20 protein-coding genes and 2 pseudogenes are annotated in these 22,330 nt (G+C 66.2%); 8 read left to right on the top strand and 14 right to left on the bottom strand.

What is annotated here, in order from left to right; all coding sequences use genetic code 11:
• Positions 1–199: 199 nt before the first annotated feature.
• Entirely contained in the window at positions 200–1,174 is a 975-nt protein-coding gene (locus R3E98_18725; GenBank protein MEZ4425439.1) for a cation diffusion facilitator family transporter, read from the top strand.
• A gap of 68 nt (positions 1,175–1,242) precedes the next feature.
• On the opposite strand, the gene R3E98_18720 is transcribed toward R3E98_18725, so the two are convergent.
• The 8 genes from R3E98_18720 to R3E98_18685 form a co-directional block, all read right to left on the bottom strand.
• Positions 1,243–1,533, bottom strand: a complete 291-nt coding sequence (locus tag R3E98_18720; GenBank protein MEZ4425438.1) for a DUF1905 domain-containing protein — start codon at positions 1,531–1,533, stop codon at positions 1,243–1,245.
• 163 nt (positions 1,534–1,696) lie between these two features.
• A complete protein-coding gene (locus R3E98_18715) occupies positions 1,697–2,215 on the bottom strand; it encodes an SgcJ/EcaC family oxidoreductase (protein ID MEZ4425437.1) in 519 nt (172 codons plus the stop codon).
• Positions 2,216–2,321: 106 nt separating this feature from the next.
• Positions 2,322–3,473, bottom strand: coding sequence for a 6-bladed beta-propeller (locus R3E98_18710; GenBank protein MEZ4425436.1), 1,152 nt, complete (start codon positions 3,471–3,473; stop codon positions 2,322–2,324).
• Between the two features lie 29 nt (positions 3,474–3,502).
• On the bottom strand, positions 3,503–3,631 hold the full coding sequence (locus R3E98_18705; GenBank protein ID MEZ4425435.1) for a hypothetical protein: 129 nt from the start codon (positions 3,629–3,631) through the stop codon (positions 3,503–3,505).
• Positions 3,632–3,667: 36 nt separating this feature from the next.
• On the bottom strand, positions 3,668–3,883 hold the full coding sequence (locus tag R3E98_18700; protein ID MEZ4425434.1) for a DUF4287 domain-containing protein: 216 nt from the start codon (positions 3,881–3,883) through the stop codon (positions 3,668–3,670).
• A 130-nt stretch (positions 3,884–4,013) separates the two neighbouring features.
• Positions 4,014–4,403, bottom strand: a complete 390-nt coding sequence (locus tag R3E98_18695; GenBank protein MEZ4425433.1) for a DUF1801 domain-containing protein — start codon at positions 4,401–4,403, stop codon at positions 4,014–4,016.
• A gap of 533 nt (positions 4,404–4,936) precedes the next feature.
• Entirely contained in the window at positions 4,937–8,494 is a 3,558-nt protein-coding gene (locus R3E98_18690; protein ID MEZ4425432.1) for a DUF5916 domain-containing protein, read from the bottom strand.
• 693 nt (positions 8,495–9,187) lie between these two features.
• Positions 9,188–9,583: a DUF1259 domain-containing protein gene (locus tag R3E98_18685; GenBank protein ID MEZ4425431.1), complete on the bottom strand. Its 396-nt coding sequence runs from the start codon at positions 9,581–9,583 to the stop codon at positions 9,188–9,190.
• Positions 9,584–10,196: 613 nt separating this feature from the next.
• Between R3E98_18685 and R3E98_18680 the strand changes: the two genes are divergently transcribed.
• The 7 genes and pseudogenes from R3E98_18680 to R3E98_18650 all read left to right on the top strand — a co-directional run bounded on the left by R3E98_18680 (position 10,197) and on the right by R3E98_18650 (position 15,813).
• Positions 10,197–10,388, top strand: a complete 192-nt coding sequence (locus tag R3E98_18680) for a hypothetical protein (GenBank protein ID MEZ4425430.1) — start codon at positions 10,197–10,199, stop codon at positions 10,386–10,388.
• A gap of 227 nt (positions 10,389–10,615) precedes the next feature.
• Positions 10,616–10,969: a hypothetical protein gene (locus R3E98_18675; protein ID MEZ4425429.1), complete on the top strand. Its 354-nt coding sequence runs from the start codon at positions 10,616–10,618 to the stop codon at positions 10,967–10,969.
• A gap of 5 nt (positions 10,970–10,974) precedes the next feature.
• Entirely contained in the window at positions 10,975–12,159 is a 1,185-nt protein-coding gene (locus R3E98_18670) for a chromate resistance protein (protein MEZ4425428.1), read from the top strand.
• Positions 12,156–12,602 carry a chromate resistance protein gene (locus R3E98_18665; protein MEZ4425427.1) on the top strand — a complete coding sequence of 149 codons (447 nt, stop codon included), beginning with the start codon at positions 12,156–12,158 and terminating at the stop codon, positions 12,600–12,602. The genes R3E98_18670 and R3E98_18665 overlap by 4 nt, the downstream gene beginning before the upstream one ends.
• Positions 12,603–13,028: 426 nt before the next feature.
• Positions 13,029–14,126: an IS481 family transposase gene (locus R3E98_18660; GenBank protein MEZ4425426.1), complete on the top strand. Its 1,098-nt coding sequence runs from the start codon at positions 13,029–13,031 to the stop codon at positions 14,124–14,126.
• 1,060 nt (positions 14,127–15,186) lie between these two features.
• The gene (locus R3E98_18655) at positions 15,187–15,492 is read left to right on the top strand and encodes a type II toxin-antitoxin system RelE/ParE family toxin (GenBank protein ID MEZ4425425.1); all 306 of its coding nucleotides are present in this window, start codon (positions 15,187–15,189) and stop codon (positions 15,490–15,492) included.
• 4 nt (positions 15,493–15,496) lie between these two features.
• Positions 15,497–15,813: pseudogene (locus R3E98_18650) on the top strand (HigA family addiction module antitoxin).
• A gap of 641 nt (positions 15,814–16,454) precedes the next feature.
• On the opposite strand, the gene R3E98_18645 reads toward R3E98_18650, so the two are convergent.
• The 6 genes and pseudogenes from R3E98_18645 to R3E98_18620 all read right to left on the bottom strand — a co-directional run bounded on the left by R3E98_18645 (position 16,455) and on the right by R3E98_18620 (position 22,330).
• Positions 16,455–17,222 (bottom strand): hypothetical protein, encoded by a 768-nt coding sequence (locus R3E98_18645; GenBank protein MEZ4425424.1) that lies wholly within the window; start codon positions 17,220–17,222, stop codon positions 16,455–16,457.
• A 970-nt stretch (positions 17,223–18,192) separates the two neighbouring features.
• Positions 18,193–18,423 carry an addiction module protein gene (locus tag R3E98_18640; protein ID MEZ4425423.1) on the bottom strand — a complete coding sequence of 77 codons (231 nt, stop codon included), beginning with the start codon at positions 18,421–18,423 and terminating at the stop codon, positions 18,193–18,195.
• 225 nt (positions 18,424–18,648) lie between these two features.
• Positions 18,649–19,026: a helix-turn-helix domain-containing protein gene (locus tag R3E98_18635; GenBank protein MEZ4425422.1), complete on the bottom strand. Its 378-nt coding sequence runs from the start codon at positions 19,024–19,026 to the stop codon at positions 18,649–18,651.
• Positions 19,026–19,376 (bottom strand): hypothetical protein, encoded by a 351-nt coding sequence (locus R3E98_18630; protein MEZ4425421.1) that lies wholly within the window; start codon positions 19,374–19,376, stop codon positions 19,026–19,028. Before R3E98_18630 ends, R3E98_18635 begins: the two co-directional genes overlap by 1 nt.
• 245 nt (positions 19,377–19,621) lie before the next feature.
• Positions 19,622–19,999: a hypothetical protein gene (locus R3E98_18625; GenBank protein ID MEZ4425420.1), complete on the bottom strand. Its 378-nt coding sequence runs from the start codon at positions 19,997–19,999 to the stop codon at positions 19,622–19,624.
• 1,428 nt (positions 20,000–21,427) lie between these two features.
• Positions 21,428–22,330 (bottom strand): annotated as a pseudogene (locus R3E98_18620) (IS3 family transposase).

Below are 22,330 nucleotides of genomic sequence, written 5' to 3'. Positions count from 1 at the left end.
CACGGTTCCTCCCCGCCAGGGTCCGGGGCTTCCAACCGAGGTGTCCGAGCTTCCAAGGCACGTGGTGAGGCGCTACCATGGTTCGGGGCCTTTGCCCACGGTCGACGTGCAGACGCGTAGCAGCCGCTCGCGAGGTGAGCACGGAGCCGTGCGGCGCCCCCTCGTCGTCCCCCTTCCTCACACAGTCGGAGATCGACTCATGGCGAAGGGTGGCACGCGGGCCGTGGTCGCGGCCCTGATCGCGAACGCGATCATCGCAGTGGCCAAGTTCATCGCGGCCGCCGTCACGGGTAGCTCGGCGATGCTCTCCGAGGGCATCCATTCCGTGGCGGACAGTGGGAACCAGGCCCTGCTGCTCTTCGGGGACCGCAGGAGCCGGCGCCCGCCCGATCGGACCCACCCGTTCGGATACGGCCCGGAGCTCTACTTCTGGAGCCTCATCGTCGCGATGATCCTGTTCGGCCTGGGCGGCGGGCTGAGCATCTACGAAGGGATCGCGCACCTGGACCATCCCGTGGTACCGAGCGATCCGCTCTGGACCTACTCCGTCCTGGGGGTGGCGTTCGTGGTCGAGCTGATCGCCCTCCGCGTCGCGCTCAAGGAGCTGGGTGGCAGCAGCGCCGACGGCTCCTTCCTCCGCCGTCTGCGGGCGAGCAGCGACCCCAGGGTGTTCGTCCCGATCGCCGAGGACTTCGCGGCCCTGCTGGGCGTCGTCATCGCGTTCGCCGGGATCTTCTTCGCGCGCCTGCTCGACCTGCCGATGCTGGACGCCGCCTCCTCCATCGTCATCGGTTGCATCCTCGCGGGCGTGGCCGTGTTCCTCGCGATCGAGACCCGGAGCCTGTTGGTCGGCGAGTCCGTGGACGAGCGCCTGGTGGAGACGGTCCGGTCGGTCTGTGAGAACGATCCCGCCGTCGAACGCGTGGTGCGGATCCGCGGCGTGTACCTCGGCCCCGCGGAGGTGCTGCTCGCGCTGGACGTGCGCTTCCGGGTCGGGCCCGACCAGGAGGCCGTCGCGTTCGTGGTCGACCGGTTGGAGGAGCGCCTGCGCGCCGCGGACGCCCGGATCGCGCGGATCCTGATCGAGCCGGACCTGGCGGTGGAGGGAACTGCGGAAGTCACGACCGGATCCCGCATGTCGACGGTCGGGCGGGAGGACGGCGCTGTGCCGTAGGGGCTGCGGGAAGGGTCCTCGCACGGCTGACGCGGCCGGCGCTCATGGCGTTCCTCCCGCCGCCGGACCTACATGCCGTAGACGACGCTGTACTGCAGCACGACGGCGACCACGTCGCCGTCGTCCTTGGACCCGCGGATGCCCTTGGGTACCGGCAGCAGGACACGGCCGGACTTCTCCCGCCACACACTGGTGTCCCAGGCGGCGCCGTCGACCATCGCTCGGACCGGCGTGCGTCCCCACGCCAGCGAGGATCGTGGCGCGTGCTCGCCGGGCACCGGTGCGAAGACCCACCCGCCCTTCCCTGGAACGCGGAAGAGCGTGGCTTCGAACTCACACGTGTGGACGGGGATCGTCATGTCGCTGTGCGTCCTCCGCTCAGGCATTCGGTGCTGGTTTGAGGTAGTCGGGCGTTCGATCCCCGCCAGGCCCTCAGGCTTGTGTTGCCCGGGCGACACGCCCCGCAAGCCGCCACGTCCAGCCGGCCCTCCGATCGCACCGTGGACGATGCGGGATCCCGGCCTATGGGCTCGCGACCGCCGCAGGGTGGATGGCCGTGTTCTGAGCGGCCACGACCTGCCATCGTCCGTCGCGGTACTCGAGCACCGTGATCAGCCGGGTCCGCAACTCGCCCGGTTCGGTCTCCTCGACCCCGGGCGGAAGACGGGTGTAGCCGACCAGACGGAACTCGAGCTCACCCACCGCTGCCCTCTCCCCCACCCGTCGGACCTTCAGGACCGTTGCCTCCAGGTGCGAATCCGCGAAGATCGTCGCGAACAGCTCTGCGTGTCGGGCTTGGTTCGCGGAGCGGTCGGAGAAGTGCATCCCGAGGATGTTGGTGAATCCGCTCTCTGCACCGAAGTTGCTCACCCAGGCGTCTGCGTCACGGGCGTTCCACGCCGTGGGCAGGGCGTACAGCACCGCTTCCACCTCTTCCGTTCCCGGAGGGGCGGGTGCCTCGACGGAGGGGCTGCACGCGGGAAGGAGGATGAGCGCGAGGCCTGCGGTCCACAACAACGGTCTACGCCCGAGTCTGCTCATCGCCACTCTCCCCACGGAGTTCGTCCTGCGCTCTACGTCCAGCGCCCTACCGGCGCGCGGTCGCATGCTGCACGTCTCACGCGGCGCTCCTTCTCCTGCGGACCGGCTACCGCTCCAGGCGCAGCACCTGCACGGTCTCCACCTCCAACGCATCGCGGGCGCGGCCCAGCAGGTAGTCCGTCCCGACCTCGTAGAGGTCGAAGTTCGGTGGGCCCACGACGGTCCCCAGCCAGACCCCGTCGGGGTCGAAGACCAGCCACCGCCTCGGGGACTCCGACAGCCCGACCGTAGGCGTGTACTCCTGGACCCAGACGTGGCCGGTCGGGTCCACGGTCAGACCCGAGTACGCCGCATGCCGGTCGGGCACGGCCTCGGCCATCGCCTCCATGATCGGTCTCAACCGGGCTGGAAGCTCCTGCTGCAGCATCGCATCCCGGATCGAGTCCCTCTCCACCTGCGGGACTGCGAGCCGGTAGCCGGGAAGTCTCCCAATGGCCCGCAGCGCGCCTCGCAGATCCAAGGTGCGGAACTCGAACTCCTCACCCTCTCCGAAGTAGACCGCCCCACCCCGCGTGGCGATGAACAGTTGTTGGGGGAGCGGGGGGCGGGCGTCGCCGCCCTCGAAGACATAGGTGTCAAAGCCCCGGAGCACTGCCAGGGTGTCCTCCTCCGCCCCGTCCGCGGAGAGCAGCAGCACAGGAGCGGGAATGCGCATCCGGCCCTTCGCACCTGTCATGGCCGCGATCGCTGCGGTCTCGAGCAGGAAGCGGCCATCCGGAAGCGGATGGATGTCCCTGAGCGCCCCCCCATCGACCTCCACAGAGGCCGTCCGCGACACGGTGCCCGCGGAGTCGAGCACGGTGAGGCGACGAGCCCAGTAGTCGAACACGGCGATCGAGTCGCCGCGATAGGAATGGACGCTCGTGAGCCGCTCGAACTCGCCGGGCCCCTGGCCTGTTCGGCCGATGCTCGTCAGGAACCCACCGTCAGTTCCATAGAGGCGGACTTCGTTGGTCCCGGCATTGGCAACGACCAGACGCCCGTCCGAAAGGCGCGCAGCATCGCGCACCCGGAAGAACTCGGATTGACCCCCGCTGCCCGTGGCGGCCAGATCGACGAGCGGTGTCTGCGCTACACGCCACTCGTCACCCGGCGCCCAGACCGCCTGTGCGGACTCCGTGATCTGGACGCCGGCGCTGTCCCACCGGGTCGGGGAGTGGCCACTGCCGTTGGCCTCACAGGATAGCGTGGTAGCCAAGCAGACAAGGGCGAGAGCCCTTGCCCGTCTCATGGTCGCGCCGTCCCGAGGGCCATCACCTCGGCGACCTCTCCAGGGACTTCCGAGACTGTGCCCGAGCGCACGGAGCGCTCGAGCTCGCTGAAGCAGAGCGTGATGCTCGAGATCGTGCCCTGCATCTGTCGGCCTCCTCGTCCGGGTCTTGGCTTCCGTGCCTACCGACTGGCCGCGGCACGGTAGTGCGCCACCAGCGCGTTGGCGTGGCCGTGCCCCAACTGGTGCTTGACCTTCAGCACTTCGACCATCTCCATGTGCTTGCGGTCCTTCAGGTCATCCAGCACGGCCATCCAATGATCGATCGGCTTGCCGTACTTCTTCTCGATCGACGGAAAGTACGAGGCAGGACCCTTCACCTTCTCTCCTTCGGGCATCGAAAGCGTATCCTGGCCGAGTGGTGGGCATGAACCATCTGACATCGGTGACGGCGTTCGTGATGCCGAAGGTGGACTGCCCCGGCCGCGCGCAGGCGCCCGCCTCGATCAGAAACGATCCCGCGGGACACTACGTGAGGCGCTCCAACCTCCCCTTGCGCTTCACGATGTTCTTGTAGTCCCATTGGATGTCTCGGCACTCGGCCAGCCACCGCTTGAGCCTGGTCCTGTCGATCTGCTCGTGAGACGTGAACCGGATCTCGGCGGCCATGAACTTTCCTTCAGGCGTCAGCCCCGGCTCGTGAAAGGATTGGCCGCTCCAGAACAAGAGGCGGACCCCGTCCTTCGCCTGGCTGTACCCTACGACGGGATTCCCGTCGAAGAACCACACCGGGTGCCGGTGCCAGATCTTGCTCTCCGCGTCCGGCAATGATTCTTCGATCTCCGCAGCCAGGGCTTCACACACCACCCGGACGTCGCCGTCCCGTTCTGCGTTATAGGTCTGAATGTCGGGATTCACGGTTGTGCTACCAGTTGACCGCTGGCGAGGGCCGTCGACGCTGGCCAACGTCACCGGGATCTCCGGATCGAGGTGAGCAGCTCTTCCGCCCGGAGCTCGAGTCGCTCAAGCCTCATGTCCATACTCTCGATCAGCATGCCTCGATTGCCGAAGAGCCCTTCGACCCGTCGGTCCCGCTGCACGGTGGCCGTTGACGCTTCGAAAGACGACTTGGGATAGCGAGCCATCATGCCGGTCTTCTGCGCGATGTCGAGCGTCGAATACCGACCGTGGAGGTAGTCCAGGATCGAGTCTTGGCGCCTAACGTTCTAAGGTTCGCGACGCCCGCGCGTCAGCGCGGGTGTGCCGCCGACCCAAATGACTGTCCGACGTCAATTCTGTCTATGGCGGCCAAGGCGGGCGCCAGCCCGCCGCAGCGCGAACCGATTGTTAACTGACGTCGCCCCCCTGAATCCTATTCAGTCTCGGCTTCATGCGGCCCGGAGAGACAGGGCAACCGACGCTTCAGCCGGGATCCCCGGCGGCGGTTCAGATCAGAACACCCGCGTCACTTTGAGGAAGAGCGTGTTCCCTTGATCCGACACTTGCCCAAAGGCCGCCGTGCCGCGCTGAAACGCGAGCTGCACGGTGCCAAAGGGTGGCGCGTACCGATAGACGAAAACCGCCTGCAGGTTCCGCCGTTCGATGACCGAGTTGGTCTGATAGAAGAGCTGAAGGTAGAGGTCGTTGGTGAAGAACTGACTGGCACGGACCACGTGGATCCATGTGCTTTCATCCTCGGGGTCGGGATCCAAGAGCAGTCGCTCGAGCTGGTACTCGAGGGACGATGTGGGCGTGGGCTTGAGGCGCCCGGCCGCGTTGAGGAGCCGGTAGTCGGCGTCGAAGTTCCTCCCGAACTCGGCCCCCACCTCCACCGAGCGGAACTCCCGCGTGTTGAAGCCGACCCCCAGCCCCGTCGAGCGGTTCCGGAACTCCTTCTCGAAGCGCTGGAGCTCTTCAGCGTGGTCCATGGAGAGGGACCAGCGGCTGCGGAGTTCGAGGTCCAGCCCCTGATCCACCCTCCAACTGCGAAGCGTCCCGTCCTGGCCCCAGTACGCGTTGTAGTTGGACCCGTAGGCGACCTGCTCGAAGGGTCCTGAAGGAAGCCAGAACTTCTTCTCCAGGGCCGAATCCAACTCCCTGCGGTTGTCGTCCCGGACGAGTCCCACGGGGTTGACGTTGTCGCCGAAACGATCTCCGAGATGGGTGTAGCGCACGTGGAAGTGCCCCGTCGGGGAGTCGTAGGTCGGGCGGAGGAAGTAGCCCCAGTTCCCGGTGTCGTATTCCCCGAAACTCCGAATGAGCTGCCCGGTGAAGCCGAAGGTGGAGGAGAAGAAGAGGTTGGCGTCGAGCCCTGCCGAGCCCTGCCCGAGCCCGTCGGCTCTCCGCTCGGCCCAGGTGGCGCCGACGCTGGACCGCCCGATGTCGCGCTGCATGCGTCCCACCGCGAAGCGAGGGTCGGCCGCATCTCCCGTGCCCTGGGCGTCGGCGCCCAGGAACGCGAACGTCCATGGTCCCTGTTTTCCCACCACCCGCCCACCGGCCCGGATATCCGCGATACGCCTGGAGTAGAAGGTCTGGATGCGCTGGCGGAAGAGCTCCGACCCCTCCAGGAAGAACGGGCGCTTCTCGGGAAGGCCGAGTTCGAATCGCGTGAGGTTGATCTGCTCCCGGTCGGCTTCGATGGTGGCGAAGTCGGGGTTCACAGTCCCCACGAGCGAAGTTCCCGGCCCCAGGGCCCATCGCAGGTCGAGCCCGGCGTCGAAGAAGGGGTCCGTTCCCTCCTGCGCCCTGGAAAGTCCGTAGGCGATCCCCTGGAGCCGGCGCGGGGCGCCGGGAAGACGGAGTCCCGTGAGCGTTCCGGCCTGCGAGACCCGGAGAGGGTGCTCCAGCGGTCCGGTCCAGAACGACATCTCCAGGGACCGGCGGCGACCTCGCCCGAAGTTGATCCCCCAGGTGCGGTCCTGCCCCGAGCGGTACCGAAGGGTTGCGAAGGGGATGGAGATCTCCGCCGACCATCCGTCGTCGAGGATCCGGGCGGCGGCCCCCCATTCGCCGTCCCACGCCTTCTCCTCCGTGCGACCGTCGTTGGCCAGCCGCGAGTCGGATTGGGTGCCCAGTGGGTTCACGGCGAATACGAAGCCGGACTGGCGGTCATGGAACGTGTCGAGGATCACCGCGAAGAAGTCGTCCTGCGCGAGGTCGGCATCCCGACGCGTGAGTTGCGCCGTCAAGGGATCCGCGTCCCAGGCACGCATCGCGACGTGGAGGTGGGTGGAGTCGAAGAGGACACGCACTTCGGTCCGGTGGGGCGAGGGCAGCCCGCGCGCAGGCTCGAACTGGATGAAGTTCGCGACCACCGGCGCTCCCGCCCACTCGTCGTCGGACACGACCCCGTCGACGACCACGGGACCGGACGCTCTTGCGGCGCCGACGTTGAAGACCGTATCCGGGTCGCTCCGTTGCTGCGGGGAAGCCGCGAGCCCCGACGGGAAGAGCAGAAGCCCGGCGAGAACGAGGGAGGTCGGCACGAAGAGGGTCATGACATCGTCTAGCGCCGCAACGCATACTGAACCTTGACCAGCAACTGGTTGGACTGCTTCTCCCAGCGGTCCTCCATGTCCCGCACGTTGTGATTGTAGACGACGAAGAGCTCCCCGGCGGGATCGAAGGTCCATCGGAGCCGTGTGTTCGTCCCGATGTCTTTCCGAAGCGTTGTCGTACTGCACCAGGGCGGAGAGCTGCAGGTCGGGCGAGACGTTCACGCGCACGCGGGAGCCGATCACCTCCTGAACGAAGCGCCCCTCGGGTAGCTCTCCCACGTTGCGTGAAGCGGTGAGGTCGAGGCCCAGCGTTGCCGATGGCCGGATGCCCAGGCGGGCCTGGTACTGGTCAAGGTTCCCACCGTAGAACTCACCGAACCACCAGGAGAACTGCCCGTTGACACGGCGCTTGTCCGCGAGCTGAAGCTCGACTCGATACCTGTCCCAGTGATAGGGCCCTGCGGGAATGACGACACCGTCGGAGATCTCGAAGTCCTCCGGTAGCCGCTCTCCCTCTGGCGCCCAGTTCAACTCCAGACGATCCCCGCTCTCGAAACGCCAGTTCAGCGGGGCCGTGAAGATGCGATACGACTCCCATGCTCCGTCCAGATCGGTGACCAGCGTGAGGAAGAGCTCGTTGCGCATGTAGCGCAGCCACGGCCATCCCGGGCGGGGAAGCCAGGTGACGTTGGCCTGCCAGGCCTGGATCCCCCTACGCGGCACGAAGCCCAGGGACGGATCGAACCCATCACCGATGCGCTTGAAGGAGGTGTAGATGTCCCAGAGGTCGTTTGGGTAGTCCAACGCCACGCCCCATGCCGAGCGCTCGCCCACCAGTCCCTCACGTCCCGTAGCCAGTCCCCAGGCTGCCGCGACAAAGTTCTTGTCACCCAGGAACCGGGAGGTGCGGTAGGTGAAGTCCGTGCCGGCGGTCCATGCCCCGTCCCGGCCCAGCGGATCCCCCAGCGTACCGAGGGCCCCAACCGACGACTCCCCCAGGACGTTCTGACGGATCCGGCCCACCGTCATGGTGGACGCCGGAGCAAGGCCGGACTCTGCGCCGGTGCGAACACTCAGCAGGCCCAGGTTGGTGTTGCCGGTCCGCCCGCTGACCTTGGCGCCCACATCCAGGGGCACGGGAGTCCCCGAGACCAGGCCCAACCGCCGGCTCTGGAAGGGAAGGAGATCCTGGCCCGTCCCGAAGCCGAAGGCGAAGATGTCCGACCCTTCCAGAAAGAACGTGCGCTTCTCCGGAAAGAGCAGGGGAAAGCGCGTGAGGTTGGTTTGGCGGGTATCCACCTCCGTCTCGGCGAAGTCCGTGTTCAGCGTGAGGGACGCCAGGAGGTTGCTTCCCAGCCGCTGGGTCACATCCAGGCTGGCGCGCCCCGTGCCGTCGGACGCCACCGTCGGTTCTGGCGCCTCCACACCGACAACCACCGAAGGACGCACGGTCAGGCCCAGGCCGAGGCGGAAGTCGGGAAGGCCAGTGAGACGTCCGGCCCGTGCCACCTGCGTGATCTGGAAGTCTCGTCGGGGGCTGGACCACCGGCTCGTCTCCTGCAGGCGCTGGATCTGGCGCTGTACGTTGAAGCCCCACTCCGTCAGACCGGGCTGGAAGCCCAGGGGTGCCTACGGGGATCTGGATCTCCGCCGACCACCCCCAGGGGCCACGTGCGGTGCGCGCTTCCCAGATGCCGTCCCAGTCGGCGCTCTGACGTTCACCGGTTCCCGAGATCAGGGCATCGTAACGTGCCCCAGCGGGGTTGACGGCGAACGTGTATCCCGGCGTCCATCCAGGTACGTGTCGAGGGCCGGGATGACGTGATCCTCCCCACTCAGGCCGGATCGCGCTAGCTGAGAAGGACACGATGGCGTCGGGGTCGGGATCATGGGCCACCACTGCGATGAACAGGGCGCCCCCGTCGGCAGAACCCGGACGACGGTCCGCCCCGTTGTCACACGCCCTCCATCGACTCGGTCATCGTGAGGGCGGCGATGGAGTCGCCCCCGAACCAGGCGGGCTCCTCCACACGTCCGTCCAGATGGATAGGATCACGCCGTGTGCCCACGAGCGACGGGCGTTCCAGCGATGTCTGCGCACCCCCGCGACCGGGAGAGTCGCAAGAAGCAGGAGTGTCCAGCGGGTACTTCCGGGTCACGACACGATGCACGGGAGCGCAGGTGAGTGGATGAGTCCCCGGATCAGCGAACAGCATCCATGGCCGCCCGGAGACCGAGCAGGACATCGCCCGGAGCCCCGTCGGCCCAGAAGTGCACATAGTAGATGTGCGGCGATTCGTCGATCAGATGGCTGTGGAGAGCGGTGGCCACGATGCCGTGCCGCGCCATGGCGTCGAGAAGGGGATCCAGGGCTGTGCCCAACCCGGCGAAGTCGCCCGTCGCCACCACCCGGTCGTCGGCGACCCTGGAATTGATCGGTGTTCCGTACCCCAGGGCCGGGAGAACCGGATGTCCGTCATGGTCACCTCCCCAGGTACGAGCACCGTGGAGACCTTGGTGATGGGGCCGCTGGCCGAGCCCGCACCCCGAGTGCGGAACACCATTGCCGTATCCATGAGGGCGTGCGCCTCGGCGCAGGGGGCCGGCACCGGGCGCGGCGTGCCGGTGAGCCGAACGGCGCGGTCGATCCGGGCCGCGACGTCGCGGGCCTCCCCTGAACGTGGAAATGGACGTAGAGGACCTGAGGCGTCTCTCCGGCCAGATGGTTGTGAATGGCCGTTACGTCCACGTCCTGGCGACAGTTCCGCCAGCACGGGACCCAGCTCCCCCGCCGTTACGACCAGGTCCCCCATGACCATGGCCCGGTCCGGCTCCCCGGCGAACCCGACCCACGCCCCCCAACGCGATGCCCGCCGCCACGTCGACGCCGCCAAGACGGACACGGTCCGTCCTCGGAAGGTGTACCGATGGTACGGCGATGCGCTCACGTTCTCGGTCTGGAGGATCTCTCCCACGGCTGCCCAAGGGTCCCCGGCAGCCGTCTGGGACAGCGCGGAGGCCGGGAAGGTCGCCATCAGGACCGGTACGATCACTCGGATTCGCAGGAACGACATGGCGTTCTCCTTGTGCATGAGGTACCCTGGTACGTGTATCAATGATACACGCGTGTCGTGCCGTCTGCGAAGCCAGTTATGCGCCCCGATGGCCACCCCGGAGTCGCTCACCGCCCCTGCCAAGAACCGAGCGATCGGTGGCGGGCTCCGGGCCTTCCGCCCTCGAGCGCAACGTCGCGTCCGTCGCGGGTGCGATGTTCCTGATGGGACTCGGCGAACATCTCTGGCGGCGGTTCGTGCCCAAGTATATGGAAGTGCTGGGCGCGCCGGCCGCGGCGATCGGTCTCTACGGCAGCGGCCAGGACCTGCTGGACGGACTCTACCAGTAGCTCGGGCGGCTGGGCTTCGGACCGCTTCGGACGCCGGACCACGTTGCGCATCCTCGTCGGGGTCGCCGCCTTGGGCTACCTCGCGTACCTGATCGCGCCCGACTGGCCGTGGCTGTTCGTTGGGCTCGCTCGCCCTGACTGGACGAGCATGGCGAGTCCACGCTCGCGGTCGTGGGCGACGCGCTCCCGAAGGCAGTCGTGCGATGGGCTTCACCGTCCAGGCCATTATGCGTCGCTTGCCCATCGTGGTCGCGCCCACGCTGGGTGGACTGGCCATCCTGCGCTACGGTGTACAGCCGGGCATCCGCTTGGGCCTCGCCGCGTCTGGTGCGCTCGCGCTTCTAACGCTGGTGCTCGTCTCGCGCATCCGGCTCGATCTTCCCCTCCCGCCGCGGCCCTGGGCATACGCGGCGTCTGGAAGGTCTCTTCCGCATTCGCTCCGGTGGCTGCTCGCTTCGGACATCCTGGTCCGAGCGTGCGAAGGCATGGCCGGCGTGTTCATCATCCTCTACGCCATGAGCATGGTAAAGCGTCTCCCGCACCCGCATTCGGCGCGCTTCTGGTGGGGGTCGAGATGGTAACCGCCATGCTGGTGTACCTGCCCGCCGCGCGCATGGGCGACCGAGCGGGCCGAGAGGGCTTCGTGGTAGCCACGTTCGTCGCGTTCTCGCTCTTCCCGCTCGCCGTCGCATCCGCACACAGCTTCGCCACCCTGCTGCTCGCCTTCGTGGTCGGTGGCCTGCGCGAGATTGGTGAACCCTCGCGCAAGGCCCTCATCGACCTCGCGCTGCCGCACGCACGGGCCCGCTCGGTCAGGCTCTACTATCTGGTGCGGAGCGTGGCCATCGCGCGGCCCTCATCGGCGGGATCCTCTGGACGCGCGCCCGTCGCGACCTTCGTGGCCGCTGCGCTGGTAGGTTTCGCCGGTGCCGGCGGTCTTCGCGCTCACTGTCGAAGGGCGCCCGGCATGAGCGATCGGCATGGCTCCTCCTGCTACATCAGATCCCGGCCACGCCGGAGCTGTCTGCGAGTAAAGGTCTGGCGGCGCATGCAGCAGATTGGCGCAGTCGCGCTCAAGAATGCCGCCTGGGTGCTGCCGGCGGACGACGCAGCACGCGAGGACTTCGAGTGGCTGATGCGCGAGATCGAGGCGGACGGGGGGGGCGCGCTTCAATGCGATTCGCGCTTACTCCCGGGCCTGTCCCCGGAGCAGGTGGCGGCGCTCGCGCAGGTACGCGAGCCCGAGGACACCCCGAACGGCGAGGACTGGCCAGGTGGAGGCACCGACACCGGCAAGGGGGACTCGACGCACGGAGAGGACTTCTCGCATCTGGTCGGACGCACCTGGGTCACCCGCCGCGGCGTGCATGTCGATCGCATCGCCAGCGCCTGGCTGATCCGCCGCTTCGTGGACCCCGACGCGCGCTTTCGCTTCGTGGATCCGGACGGCTACGAGCCAGCGCCCGGTGAGTTGCGCTTCGACATGTATGAAGGCGAATACACGCACGCGGGGGACAGCTGCACGTGCGAGGTGCTCGCGAGCACCTTCGCACCGGGCGACGCGGCACTTGCCGCGCTCGCGCAGGTGGTGCACGACATCGACCTGAAGGAAGGGCGGTTCGGCCGCCCGGAAGCGCCCGGAGTGGAGCTGCTGCTTGAAGGCCTCGTCGCCTCGGAGCCGGACGACGACGCCCGGCTCCAACGAGGTTTCGTGTTGTTTGCCGATCTGTACACAGCACTCAAGAGCCGCCTGAAAAGGGGGACACGATGAAGTGGGTTACGAGAGAGCGCGTGAAGGTGGACCGGGTCGCGTGCCCCTGGCTGATCCGAAAGTTCGTCGACCCGGACGCGGAGTTCCTGTTCGAAGCCCCCGATCAGGTGCTCCCGACCGCCGCGCGCGAGGGCGCTACGCCGTTCGACGTCCCGGGCGTGGAACTCGGGCACCACGACGGCCGCTGCAGCTTCGAGGCGATCGTAACGCGCTATGGGATCGACGATCCCGCGGTCGCACGGCTCGCGCAGATCGTGCACGGTGCCGATGTCTCGGAGGACCTCTACGGCCGCCCGGAGGCGCCCGGCCTGAAGGCGATCGCCGAGGGGTTCGGCGCGCTCGACCTGCGCGACGACCACGAGATCCTGGACCGCGAGTTCATCGTTTACGACGCGCTGTATGCGTACTGCCGCGAGTTGGGAGAGGGACGTCCGGGTGGTTGACCGACCGAGGCGGTGCGCTCGCGCACTCGCTCCCCATTGGAGGTACCCGCCCCTCTCGGCGTAGACTTGAGTTCTCGAGACCCAGGTTGCCAGCGGCTCATGCTGCTCCGTACCGCGGCCCACGTCCCCGCCACGAGGCCAGCAGGGGCGATGTCAGTTAACGTTCCAGGGGTTGCCGAACCGGCCCCGGCACCCACGTTCTGATGGCACGCTACGTTCGCAGTGCCGTGCACCGCCAGTCACAAACCCAACTCGTGGTGGCCGGTTGGGACGGAGCGCCGTGCGGAGCGCGGCGCGGAGCCGGCTGAGCTAGCACGGTAATCGCCTGACACCTGACCACAAAAGAGGACGGTGGCCAGCCGTCCACACCGAGGGTTAGTTGAGAGATGTCGAAGTCACTCACCAACCATCGGGAGAGAAACGGCGATGACCACCGTCCAAGCAGAGAAGGTAGCACGGCGGAAGCTGTCCCTGCTACAGTTGGCCCAGGAACTGGGGAACGTCTCGAAGGCCTGCAAGATCGTCGGCTACAGCCGGCAGCAGTTCTATGAGATCCGGCGCAACTTCCAGACATTCGGGGCCGAAGGACTGCTCGATCGGCTGCCCGGGCCCCGAGGACCGCACCCCAACCGCGTCAGCGCGGAGGTCGAGCAGGCCATCCTGGACTACGCCTTGGAGTGCCCGACGCACGGACCCCAGCGCGTCGCGGATGAGCTGCTGCTGCGGGGCATCCAGGTCAGCTCGGGAGGGGTCCGGGGCGTCTGGAGCCGCCACGGTCTGGAGACCAAGCACGAGCGCCTCCTGCGACTCGAGGAGACGGCTCGCGAGCGCCAACTCACATTGACGGAGGCGCAGATCCGCGTGCTGGAGCGCTTCAACCCCGAGTTCCGCGAACGCCAGATCCAGGTCAACGCCACCGGCGAGCTGGTGGCCGTCGACACCTTCTACGCTGGCACCCTGAAGGGTGTCGGGAAGGTCTACATCCAGACCGTGCTCGACTGCTTCAGTCGCTACGTCTGGGCACGGCTCTACACCAGCAAGCTGCCCCTGACGGCGGTGCACGTCCTCAACAACGACGTGTTGCCCTTCTTCGAAGCCCACGGGGTCAGGGTCCGAACGGTGCTCAGCGACAACGGGCGCGAGTACTGCGGTCGACCCGACCAGCACCCCTACGAGCTCTTCCTCCAGCTCGAGGAGATCGAGCACCGTACCACCCAGGTCCGCAGGCCCCAGTCCAACGGCTTCATCGAGCGCTTCCACCGGACGCTGCTCGATGAGCATCTCCGCCTCAAGGGCCGAACCACCTGGTACGAGACGATCGACGAGATGCAGGTCGATCTCGATGCCTATCTGGAGGCCTACAACCGCCGCCGGCCGCACCGCGGCCGTGCCATGGAGGGCCGCACGCCCTACGACGTCTTTGTGGCCGGCATCCCCGCCCACGAGCCCGACGCCGCGCCTCTCGCCACCCCCAACCGCGCCGCGCGTACGCCGCGAATGAGGTCCCGCTCCAAAGCCGCCTAGACAACTCCCTCGGTGGGGACCACTGTCAGGGGATTACCGTGCTTGTACAAGCCGGCAACCTACTTGTTATCGGGCGCGGTCCACGACTCCACCCGGCCAGGGTCTTGGCTTCTTCTAGTACAGTTGCCTTAGGACTCCAGCAACCATCTTGATCGTGCCGAACACGTCCTTGGTTACCTCCGGGGTCGTCGTGGACGGCCTTGTTGCCAGGTCCACACCTGATGGGCGCTCTCCTTTCCTTCCCGCGAAAGCCACCCTAGTCGAGCCGCCTCATTGATTCTCTGTCTTTGTGTCTCGGGAGCATCTATTCCCGCAGCGGTGAACCTGTCTTTGATGGCGTTCTCCAGTATTCCACGGCACAAGATCACACACTCTGGTAGGAAGCCCGCCACATAGCACTTCGTCAACCGCCGCAGATACCGGACGACAGCTTCAGGCGGCGCGCGTCCGCGAGAAACTCGGACATTTCGAGTGCCCGCAAAGCGCGCGCCGTCACGTCAGTGGAGTACTGGAACGCTAGAGCAACTTGTAAGTGCTCGAGAACGACTCGGCGTACTGAGTCACTTCTCATTTCGCTCAAGAGCTTTGGTACTGTTCCGCCTGCTGCGTACACCTGCTGCAGGGCAGCCGGAAGCCGTAAAGATCGCTGAGGCCCTCGATTACCTGACTCCCAAGATGGTCGAGTGCCCGGGCTGCATCTCGGGCTGCTCCTTCAAAGTCATCACAGTGCTTCGCCGGCTATCGTCGTAGGTGTGAATGGCAGCGGCGATCTTCCAGGCTCTGCCCTTCCTGATAGTCCCAGACCATGCGGCCTCGCTCGTCGCTTCCGTGCCCGATAACGTTTCTAGGTGAGCGACGCCCGCCGCAAGGCGGGTGTCCCAGAGGGGCGTAGCGGCACTGCCGCGGCCGCTCACCGTGTGTTATAAGATGGCCCGCGGTCGTCGCAAACCCACCCGCCAACCCCTGCCCTCACGGGGGGCCCCCTTCTTGCCTGTTCCGGCCCGCCGCTTTATGGTTACCAGCAAGCATAAATAACCTCTCCCCCCGGACGACTGATCCGTTGATCCTATCGTTCAAGGACCGAGGGTACCGAGGACATCTTCGATGGCACCGACTCCAAGGCTGCCCGGAAGACGTTGGCGTCCGCACTTCACGCGCGTGCCTCCAGAACCCTCGACCAACTGAACGCGGCCGTGTCTCTGGTCTCCCTGTCCTTCCCGGCCTCAGGCTCGAGAAGCTCAAGGGCAACCGCACCGGGCTTCACTCCATCCGAATCAACGATCAATACCGGGTCTGCTTCCGATGGACCGAGATGGGACCCGAAGACGTAAAGATCGTGGACTATCGATTGAGCTGCTCTGAATGACGAGGTGCCACCATGCGCTTGCCAAAGCCGACGCCCAACCCATCCCGGCGAGATCTTCCTTGAAGACTTCCTGATCCCTCTCGGGATCACGCAGAAGAGGCCGCCCAGCGCCTGCGGATGTCCTACCCCGCATGAATGAGATCGTGAAGGGCAAGCGCTCGGTCACGCCGGACACTGCCCTCCGACTGGCTCGATTCCACTAGCACCGAGCCCGAGTTCTGGCTGAACCTCCAACAGGCCGTCGACCTCTGGAACGCCCTGGACTCCGACCAAGCAGGCGAACTCGCCCAAAATCGAGCCCGCCTACGTCACCTGACCTGAAGCCATATCCCTACCTCAACCACCCCCACGAACCGGTCCGTTTTCACGGATCCGGCTTCCTGCGGGCTTTCTTATAACGTTTCGGGGCTTCCGAACCGGCCCCGGCTGCTCCCGCCTTCCGACACCCTACGTCTGGACCACCTTAGCCGCCAGGGCCGGCGCCTGGTCCTCAGGGCCGGTTGGGTCGGAGCGCCGCATCTCGCGGCGCGAAGCCGGAATCCCCTTTGTTAAACGCCGTGCGGCACTTCCGCTCGAGACACACGCCTGCAAGCGCTGTTCAGTAGATCGAATCCGGGCAGGCCAGGCCACCTCGTCGCAGCGCCACCGTCCGCGTGCGCGCATGGAGGTTCCGCCTTTGTACCGTCTCCGGCAGGCCTGCCCCGGCCGCCTCCAAGCCCACTCCAACGCTGTTCAGGGCGGCCTGAATGCCACACACCGATGGCATGGCGGTTAACGTTTCGGGGTTTCCGAACCGGCCCGGCTACTCCCGTCTCGGGTCAAGCTACGTCCTAGAGCATCTTATCCGCTAGGGCTGTCGGCTGGGCTCGAAGGCCGGTTGGGACGAAGCGCCGCGCCGAAGGCGTGGCGCGAAGCCGGAAACCCTCTTGTTATCCAACGTGGCGTCGTGCCCCCCGGGCGACCTACGGCCTTTCGATCCGGTAGCGCACCACAAATGACTCGTCGTATTCGTTCTGCTCTGTAACCCACAGTGTGCTGCCGGCCGCATGCCAGATCTTCGTTCTACGAGTCGGAAAGCGGAGGGTGCCGATGTAGGTCCCCTCCGTCCCGAGGACGTCGAAAACGAGTTCGTCGTGCCAAGTGCGGATACCCTTGTCACACTCGGCGCGTGAGGCTCCCATGAATCGGCATCCCTCAAGCCGCCTGGATTCTTCCCCTGGAGACTCACCCTCATTGTGACCCTCGGCGTACCGCTCGATCCAGAACCTTCCTTCCGAGTCCACGAAGAGAGCTTTGAAGGCGGGCTTCGTCTGGCCGATTCTGCCCTCCGGTCGTCCGGTCCGGTCCGACATGACTTCCGCCAGGAACTGCTTCTCCCTTCGCTCCTCACGTTTGTACTCGACCGGCTCCCACTCGTGGCGGATCTGCACTACGCCTTCTTCCCGGTGGAGGAAGAGCACATACTGGTCGGTGCGTCCAGAAACGACGTAGCCTTTCGGACTGAGGGCCGAGAGTGTCGTAGTCGGGTCCACCGAGCCGACGGTCTCACCCGGGAGCACAAACGTCGAGTCCAAGACCTGGCCAGTTCGATCCAGCTCCAGCCAATAGAACCGCGCGCGGCCGGGGCCAAGAAGCGACGCCTTCAGGAGATGGAGATTCCCTTCAGGATCTACCTCTAGTTCCTCGAGCGGGCCACCCACCATGAACGTCGGTGGGTTGAAGCTATCCACGAGTCCCCCATCTGGGGCGAACAGGCTTAATCGGACTAGCCCCGGATCCCATACCGCGATCGTCCCGTCCGGAGGCGTCTCATGTTTGAAGGATACGCAAACTCTCCAGGCCCTTCCCCTTCGCGGCCGGCTCCCGATGTATGTGCCGTCCCTATCGTACCGCCGGATCAGGTGCTGCTGAGAGTCGCCGACCCAGATCTCCCATCCGGGAGCACCACTACCCCAGCGACGGTCCCGAAGAGGTACTCGTCAGTTCCCTCGTCGCCGATCCGCACCTCCTCGACAAGTCGTGGACCATCGCCCCACGCCGGAGGTCCGCCTGCCTCGATCACCTGCTGCCCAGCCGCTACAGGTAGAAGCACCATCGCCGAACAGATCAGGAACGTCCTAGCCATTCGGCTCCGCGTTGTCCATCCAAGGTGTTGGCGGCCCTTCAACCCTCTCGTCCAAGCCATGTTGGATAACGTTTCGGGGTTTCCGAACCGGCCCGGCTGCTCCCGTCTCCGGGCACCCTACGCCCGGGCCAGTCTAGCCGCCAGGGACGCCCGACCGGTCGAACGGGCCGGTTGGGTCGGAGCGCCGCGCCGCAGGCGCGACGCGAAGCCGGAAACCTGTTGTTATCAGAAGCCCGTCACTTCAACACAAACGGTGTACTTCAACAGACACGGTGTGGGCGCCGCTACGACCGCTCCGTCCAATAGCCAGGCCTTCGGGACCGATGCGCCAGAGCGACCACCTCAAGTGCATCCGCCCTCACGCGGTACACGATCGAGAAGGGGAACCGACGCAGCAGCGTCCGTCGCGTATTCTTCAGGTAGGGGGAGCCGGCTTCGGGGAACTCCGTGATCTGCCCGAGCCCTGCTTCAAATTCATCTAGGAGATCCGTTCCGAGACCCGGAGCCAGGTCGTTGTAGAAATCGATCGCTCTCAGGAGGTCCTGCGCCGCAGGACTCGCTAGGACGACGCGCACTCAGGAGCCGACCCGGCGCCGGGCTTCGGCCAGAACCTGCTCCGCCGGGATCAACTCCACTTCACCTCGATCGATCGAGTCGAGCCGGCGCTGGATCTCCACAGCCCAGGCCTCCTCGACCTCGGGGTCGTCATCCAGGCTCTCGATTAGGCGCTGAGCCAGGCGAGCTCTCTCCTTTCGAGGCAACGCCAGGGCCACGGCCTCCAGCCGCTCAGTAGCGTCAGTTCCCATGGATGTCCCCTCCGGGGTGGGTTCTTTGGTCTGCCCCCAAGAATACACCTTCCCCGGCCCGCTGGCTCCCTCACTCACGTCGCTCGGGTTTCTGATAACGTTCCCAAGTTGCCGGCGCGGCGCGCAAAGCGCGCCGTGATTCACCGGAGCGAACGTAGAGAGCGGAGGCGGCAACTGTTTGTTATCGGCCGTGGTCCTCCACCTGCCGCCGCCGTGGGCCGTACACTATGCCGACTTGGCTTTCGGTCGACCGCGGCTCGTCCGCCTGCGCAGTTTGCCCAGGAAGACTTCCGGATGCTGCTCCGCGACTTCGAGCAACCGAAGGGTTGGGCCGTCTGGCTCCCGCTTCCCCTGCTCCCAAGCCCGGATCGTTTCCGGGCTGACGTTCAGAGCTGCCGCGAAGAGCGACTGAGAGACCTCCATCTGGTCACGGATCTCCCGAATCCGATCCGCCCCGTACTGAGGCGGAGGCTCGACCTCCGCCTCGGCCACCGTATACCGCGTGACCCGCCCGGGCTCAGCCTCTCCTCGCTCAATCCGGGCCGCCTCCCGGGCCGACTCCAGCAGGCGCTGTCCAAACGTTCCCTTCGCTCGACGTGCCATCATCTCTCTCCCTCAAGGACGCGCGCAACGTCCCGCAAGGCATGCTCCTCGGACCGCGTGAGGTCGCCCTTCACTCCCTTGGCGTACACTTCGATCAGGTAGATGCGGTCCGTACGCTGAATGAAGTAGTAGATCACCCGCGTACCGCCGCTCTTTCCCTCCTTCCGGCTGGGACGGGCAAATCGAACCTTACGGAATCCGCCGGTTCGAGGAACCACGTCCCCGCGCCTCGGATCCTCGAGCAGGAGCAGCTCCAACTCCCGCCGATCCTCTTCCGTGAGGAGCTTCTTCGCCGACGTCTCGAACATCGACGTCGTGACAAACTCGATGTAGGAGTCCGAGCGGGCCATCTGGCATTATGGTACTGAGTACCATGGTTGTCAATGGCACCCTTACCTTCTGCCATGGCCGATAACGTTTCGGGGTTTCCGAGCCGGCCCGTCTGCTCCCGTCTCCGGTCACCCTACGCCCGGGCCACCGTAGGCGCCAGGGCCGCCTGCCTGGCTGAAGGGCCGGTTGGGACGGAGCGACGCACGAAGGGCGGCGCGGAGCCGGAAACCCTTCTGTTAAGCGGTGTCACGTCCGTTCAGTATGATCAATCGGTCTCGCGTAGTGGCGAGAAGAATCCAATCTGGGCCTTCTCGTCGTTCTTCGGCTGTGGCCAGTATCTCTCATGCCACTCCATGAAGCCTTCGATCTCGGCGAGCGGGACCCACAGGTTTGCCTGATCCAAATTGGCATCGATCTCACGAAAGTTCTCCCAGGTATCGCGATCCGGTACCGCATTCAGCTTCTCCGGCAAGCTCTGCACATCTGCGGCTCGAAGATCCCAGACTCGAAGGGCGATCATCTCCGTCTCCCGATTGGGATAGAAGACGTTCTTCAGATAGAAGGTCCGCCCGGACTTCAGGAGAACCTCGAGCAGCAGCGGCGGGAACGTCTGCCCAGCCAGCCCGTCGAGGTAGTCGAACATGTCATTTCCTACCATGCCTCTCCTCCCTTCCACGGCTTACGTCCTAGTGATGCCGCTTAACGTTCAAGGATCTCCGAACCGGCCCCGGCTGCTCCCGTTCAGAGGTCACCCTACGGCCGGCTCACCTTGGCCGCCAGGGTCCGCACCCCGCTCGTCGGGGGCCGGTTGGGACGGAGCGCCGCGTCAGTGCGGCGCGGAGCCGGAATCCCTTTGTTAGACGCCGTGCGGCACTTCCGCTCAGGCCCCACGCCTGCAAGTGCAGTTCAGTGGATCCCGACTCCCGGCCGAGCCAGGCTACTCCGTCGCAGCGCCACCAGCCGCGTGCGGGGAGGTTCCACCTTTGTACCGCCTCCGATAGGGGCTGCTTAGTCCGGGCCGCCTCGGGAGCGCATCCACAGCTGTTCAGGGCGGCCTGGACGCCACACCTACGGCATGGCGGTTAACGTTCAAGGATCTCCGAACCGGCCCCGGCTGCTCCCGTTCAAGGTCACGCTACGGCGGGCTCACCTTAGCCGCCAGGGTCGGCAACTCTGGTCGTCAGGGGCCGGTTGGGACGGGCGCCGCATCGCGGCGCGGAACCGGAATCCTTTGTTAAACGCCGTGCGGCACTTCCGCTCGAGCCACACGCCTGCAAGTGCTGTTCAGTAGATCCCGACTCCGGGCGAGCCAGGCCACCTCGTCGCAGCGCCACCGTCCGCGTGCGCGCATGGAGGTTCCGCCTTTGTACCGCCTCCGTCAGGAGCTGCTCTGCCCGGCCGCCTCAGAAGCCCATCCAACGCTGTTCAGGGCGGCCTGGACGCCACACACCTACGGCATGGCGGTTAACGTTCAAGGATCTCCGAACCGGCCCCGGCTGCTCCCGTTCAAGGTCACCCTACGGCCGGCCCACCTTAGCCGCCAGGGTCCGCACCCCTCTTGTCGGGGGCCGGTTGGGACGGAGCGCCGCATCGCGGCGCGGAGCCGGAGATCCCTTTGTTAAACGCCGTGCGGCACTTCCGCTCGAGCCACACGCCTGCAAGTGCTGTTCAGTAGATCCCGACTCCGGCCGAGCCAGGCCACTGGGTCGCAGCGCCACCAGCCGCGTGCGCGCATGGAGGTTCCGCCTTTGTACCGCCTCCGATAGGAGCTGCTCTGCCCCGGCCGCCTCAGGCCCAATCAAACGCTGTTCAGGGCGGCCTGGACGCCACACACCTGCGGCATGGCGGTTAACGTTCAAGGATCTCCGAACCGGCCCCGGCTCCTCCCGTTCAGAGGTCACCCTACGGTCGGCCCACCTTAGCCGCCAGGGTTCGCACCCCTCTTGTCGGGGTGGAGCTGTCCCGGTTTCGTGGACGGGTGAGCACTGAGGTATTCAATCTGTCCCCGACCTTCGTGGAGAGCCACGCTTCCCCGCGGTAGCGGGGCGGGATGGCCGGTGAGGTAGAGCGATCACGCAGCATCGGCCTCCACCTGTGGAGCGTGGCGCCGCTCGAAGGTGATGGGTGAGACGTGGCCGAGTGCCGAGTGCCTACGCCGGGGGTTGTAGAACCCCTCGATGAAGTCGAACACGGCCATGCGTGCCTCGGCTTGGGTGACGAATCGATGCCGATCCAGGAGCTCGCACTCGAGCGTCGCAAAGAAGCTCTCGCAGAGGGCGTTGTCGTACGCGTCGCCGACCGAGCCCATCGAGGGCCGGACGTTGACCTCCTTGCAGCGAAGCCCAAACGCCACGGACGTGTATTGCGTGCCCTGGTCCGAGTGGTGAATCACCGCCCTCGGCCGCCGCTGCCAGGTGGCCATGTTCAGCGCCTCCAGGACGAGCTCGGTCCGCAGATGCGTCGCCATGGCCCACCCGACGATCCGGCGGCTCCAGGCGTCCAGCACGACCGCCAAGTACAGGAATCCGGCCCACGTGGGGATGTACGTGATGTCGGCCACCCAGAGGAGGTCGGGGCCGTCGGCCGTGAAGTCCCGCTCGACCAGGTCGGGTGCCGGCCGCGCATTCGTGTTGCGCCGCGTGGTTTTCGGTCCCCGCTTGCGCCGGCTCGCACCTTGGATCTCTTCCTGCTTCATGAGCCGGCCCACCCGCTTCTCGCTCACGGACTCGCCCTGCTCCTTCAGCTCAGCGAAGATGCGCGGCCGGCCGTACACCTGCCGGTTGGTGTCGAACACCGCCCGGATCTTCACCACCAGCTCGGCGTCTCGCTCCGCCCGCTTCGACGGCGGACGGCGCAGCCAGGCGTAGTAGCCGCTGGGGGAGAGACCCAGCACGCGGCACATCGCCAGGACGGGAAGACGGCCTGATTGGCGTTCACGAACTCGAATCCCGCTCGGGGATCGAGTTGCTCTCCC

It is taken from the genome of Gemmatimonadota bacterium (assembly GCA_041390125.1).
Classification (GTDB): domain Bacteria; phylum Gemmatimonadota; class Gemmatimonadetes; order Longimicrobiales; family Gaopeijiaceae; genus JAGQIF01.
This window is presented reverse-complemented; position numbering and strand designations above follow the sequence as displayed.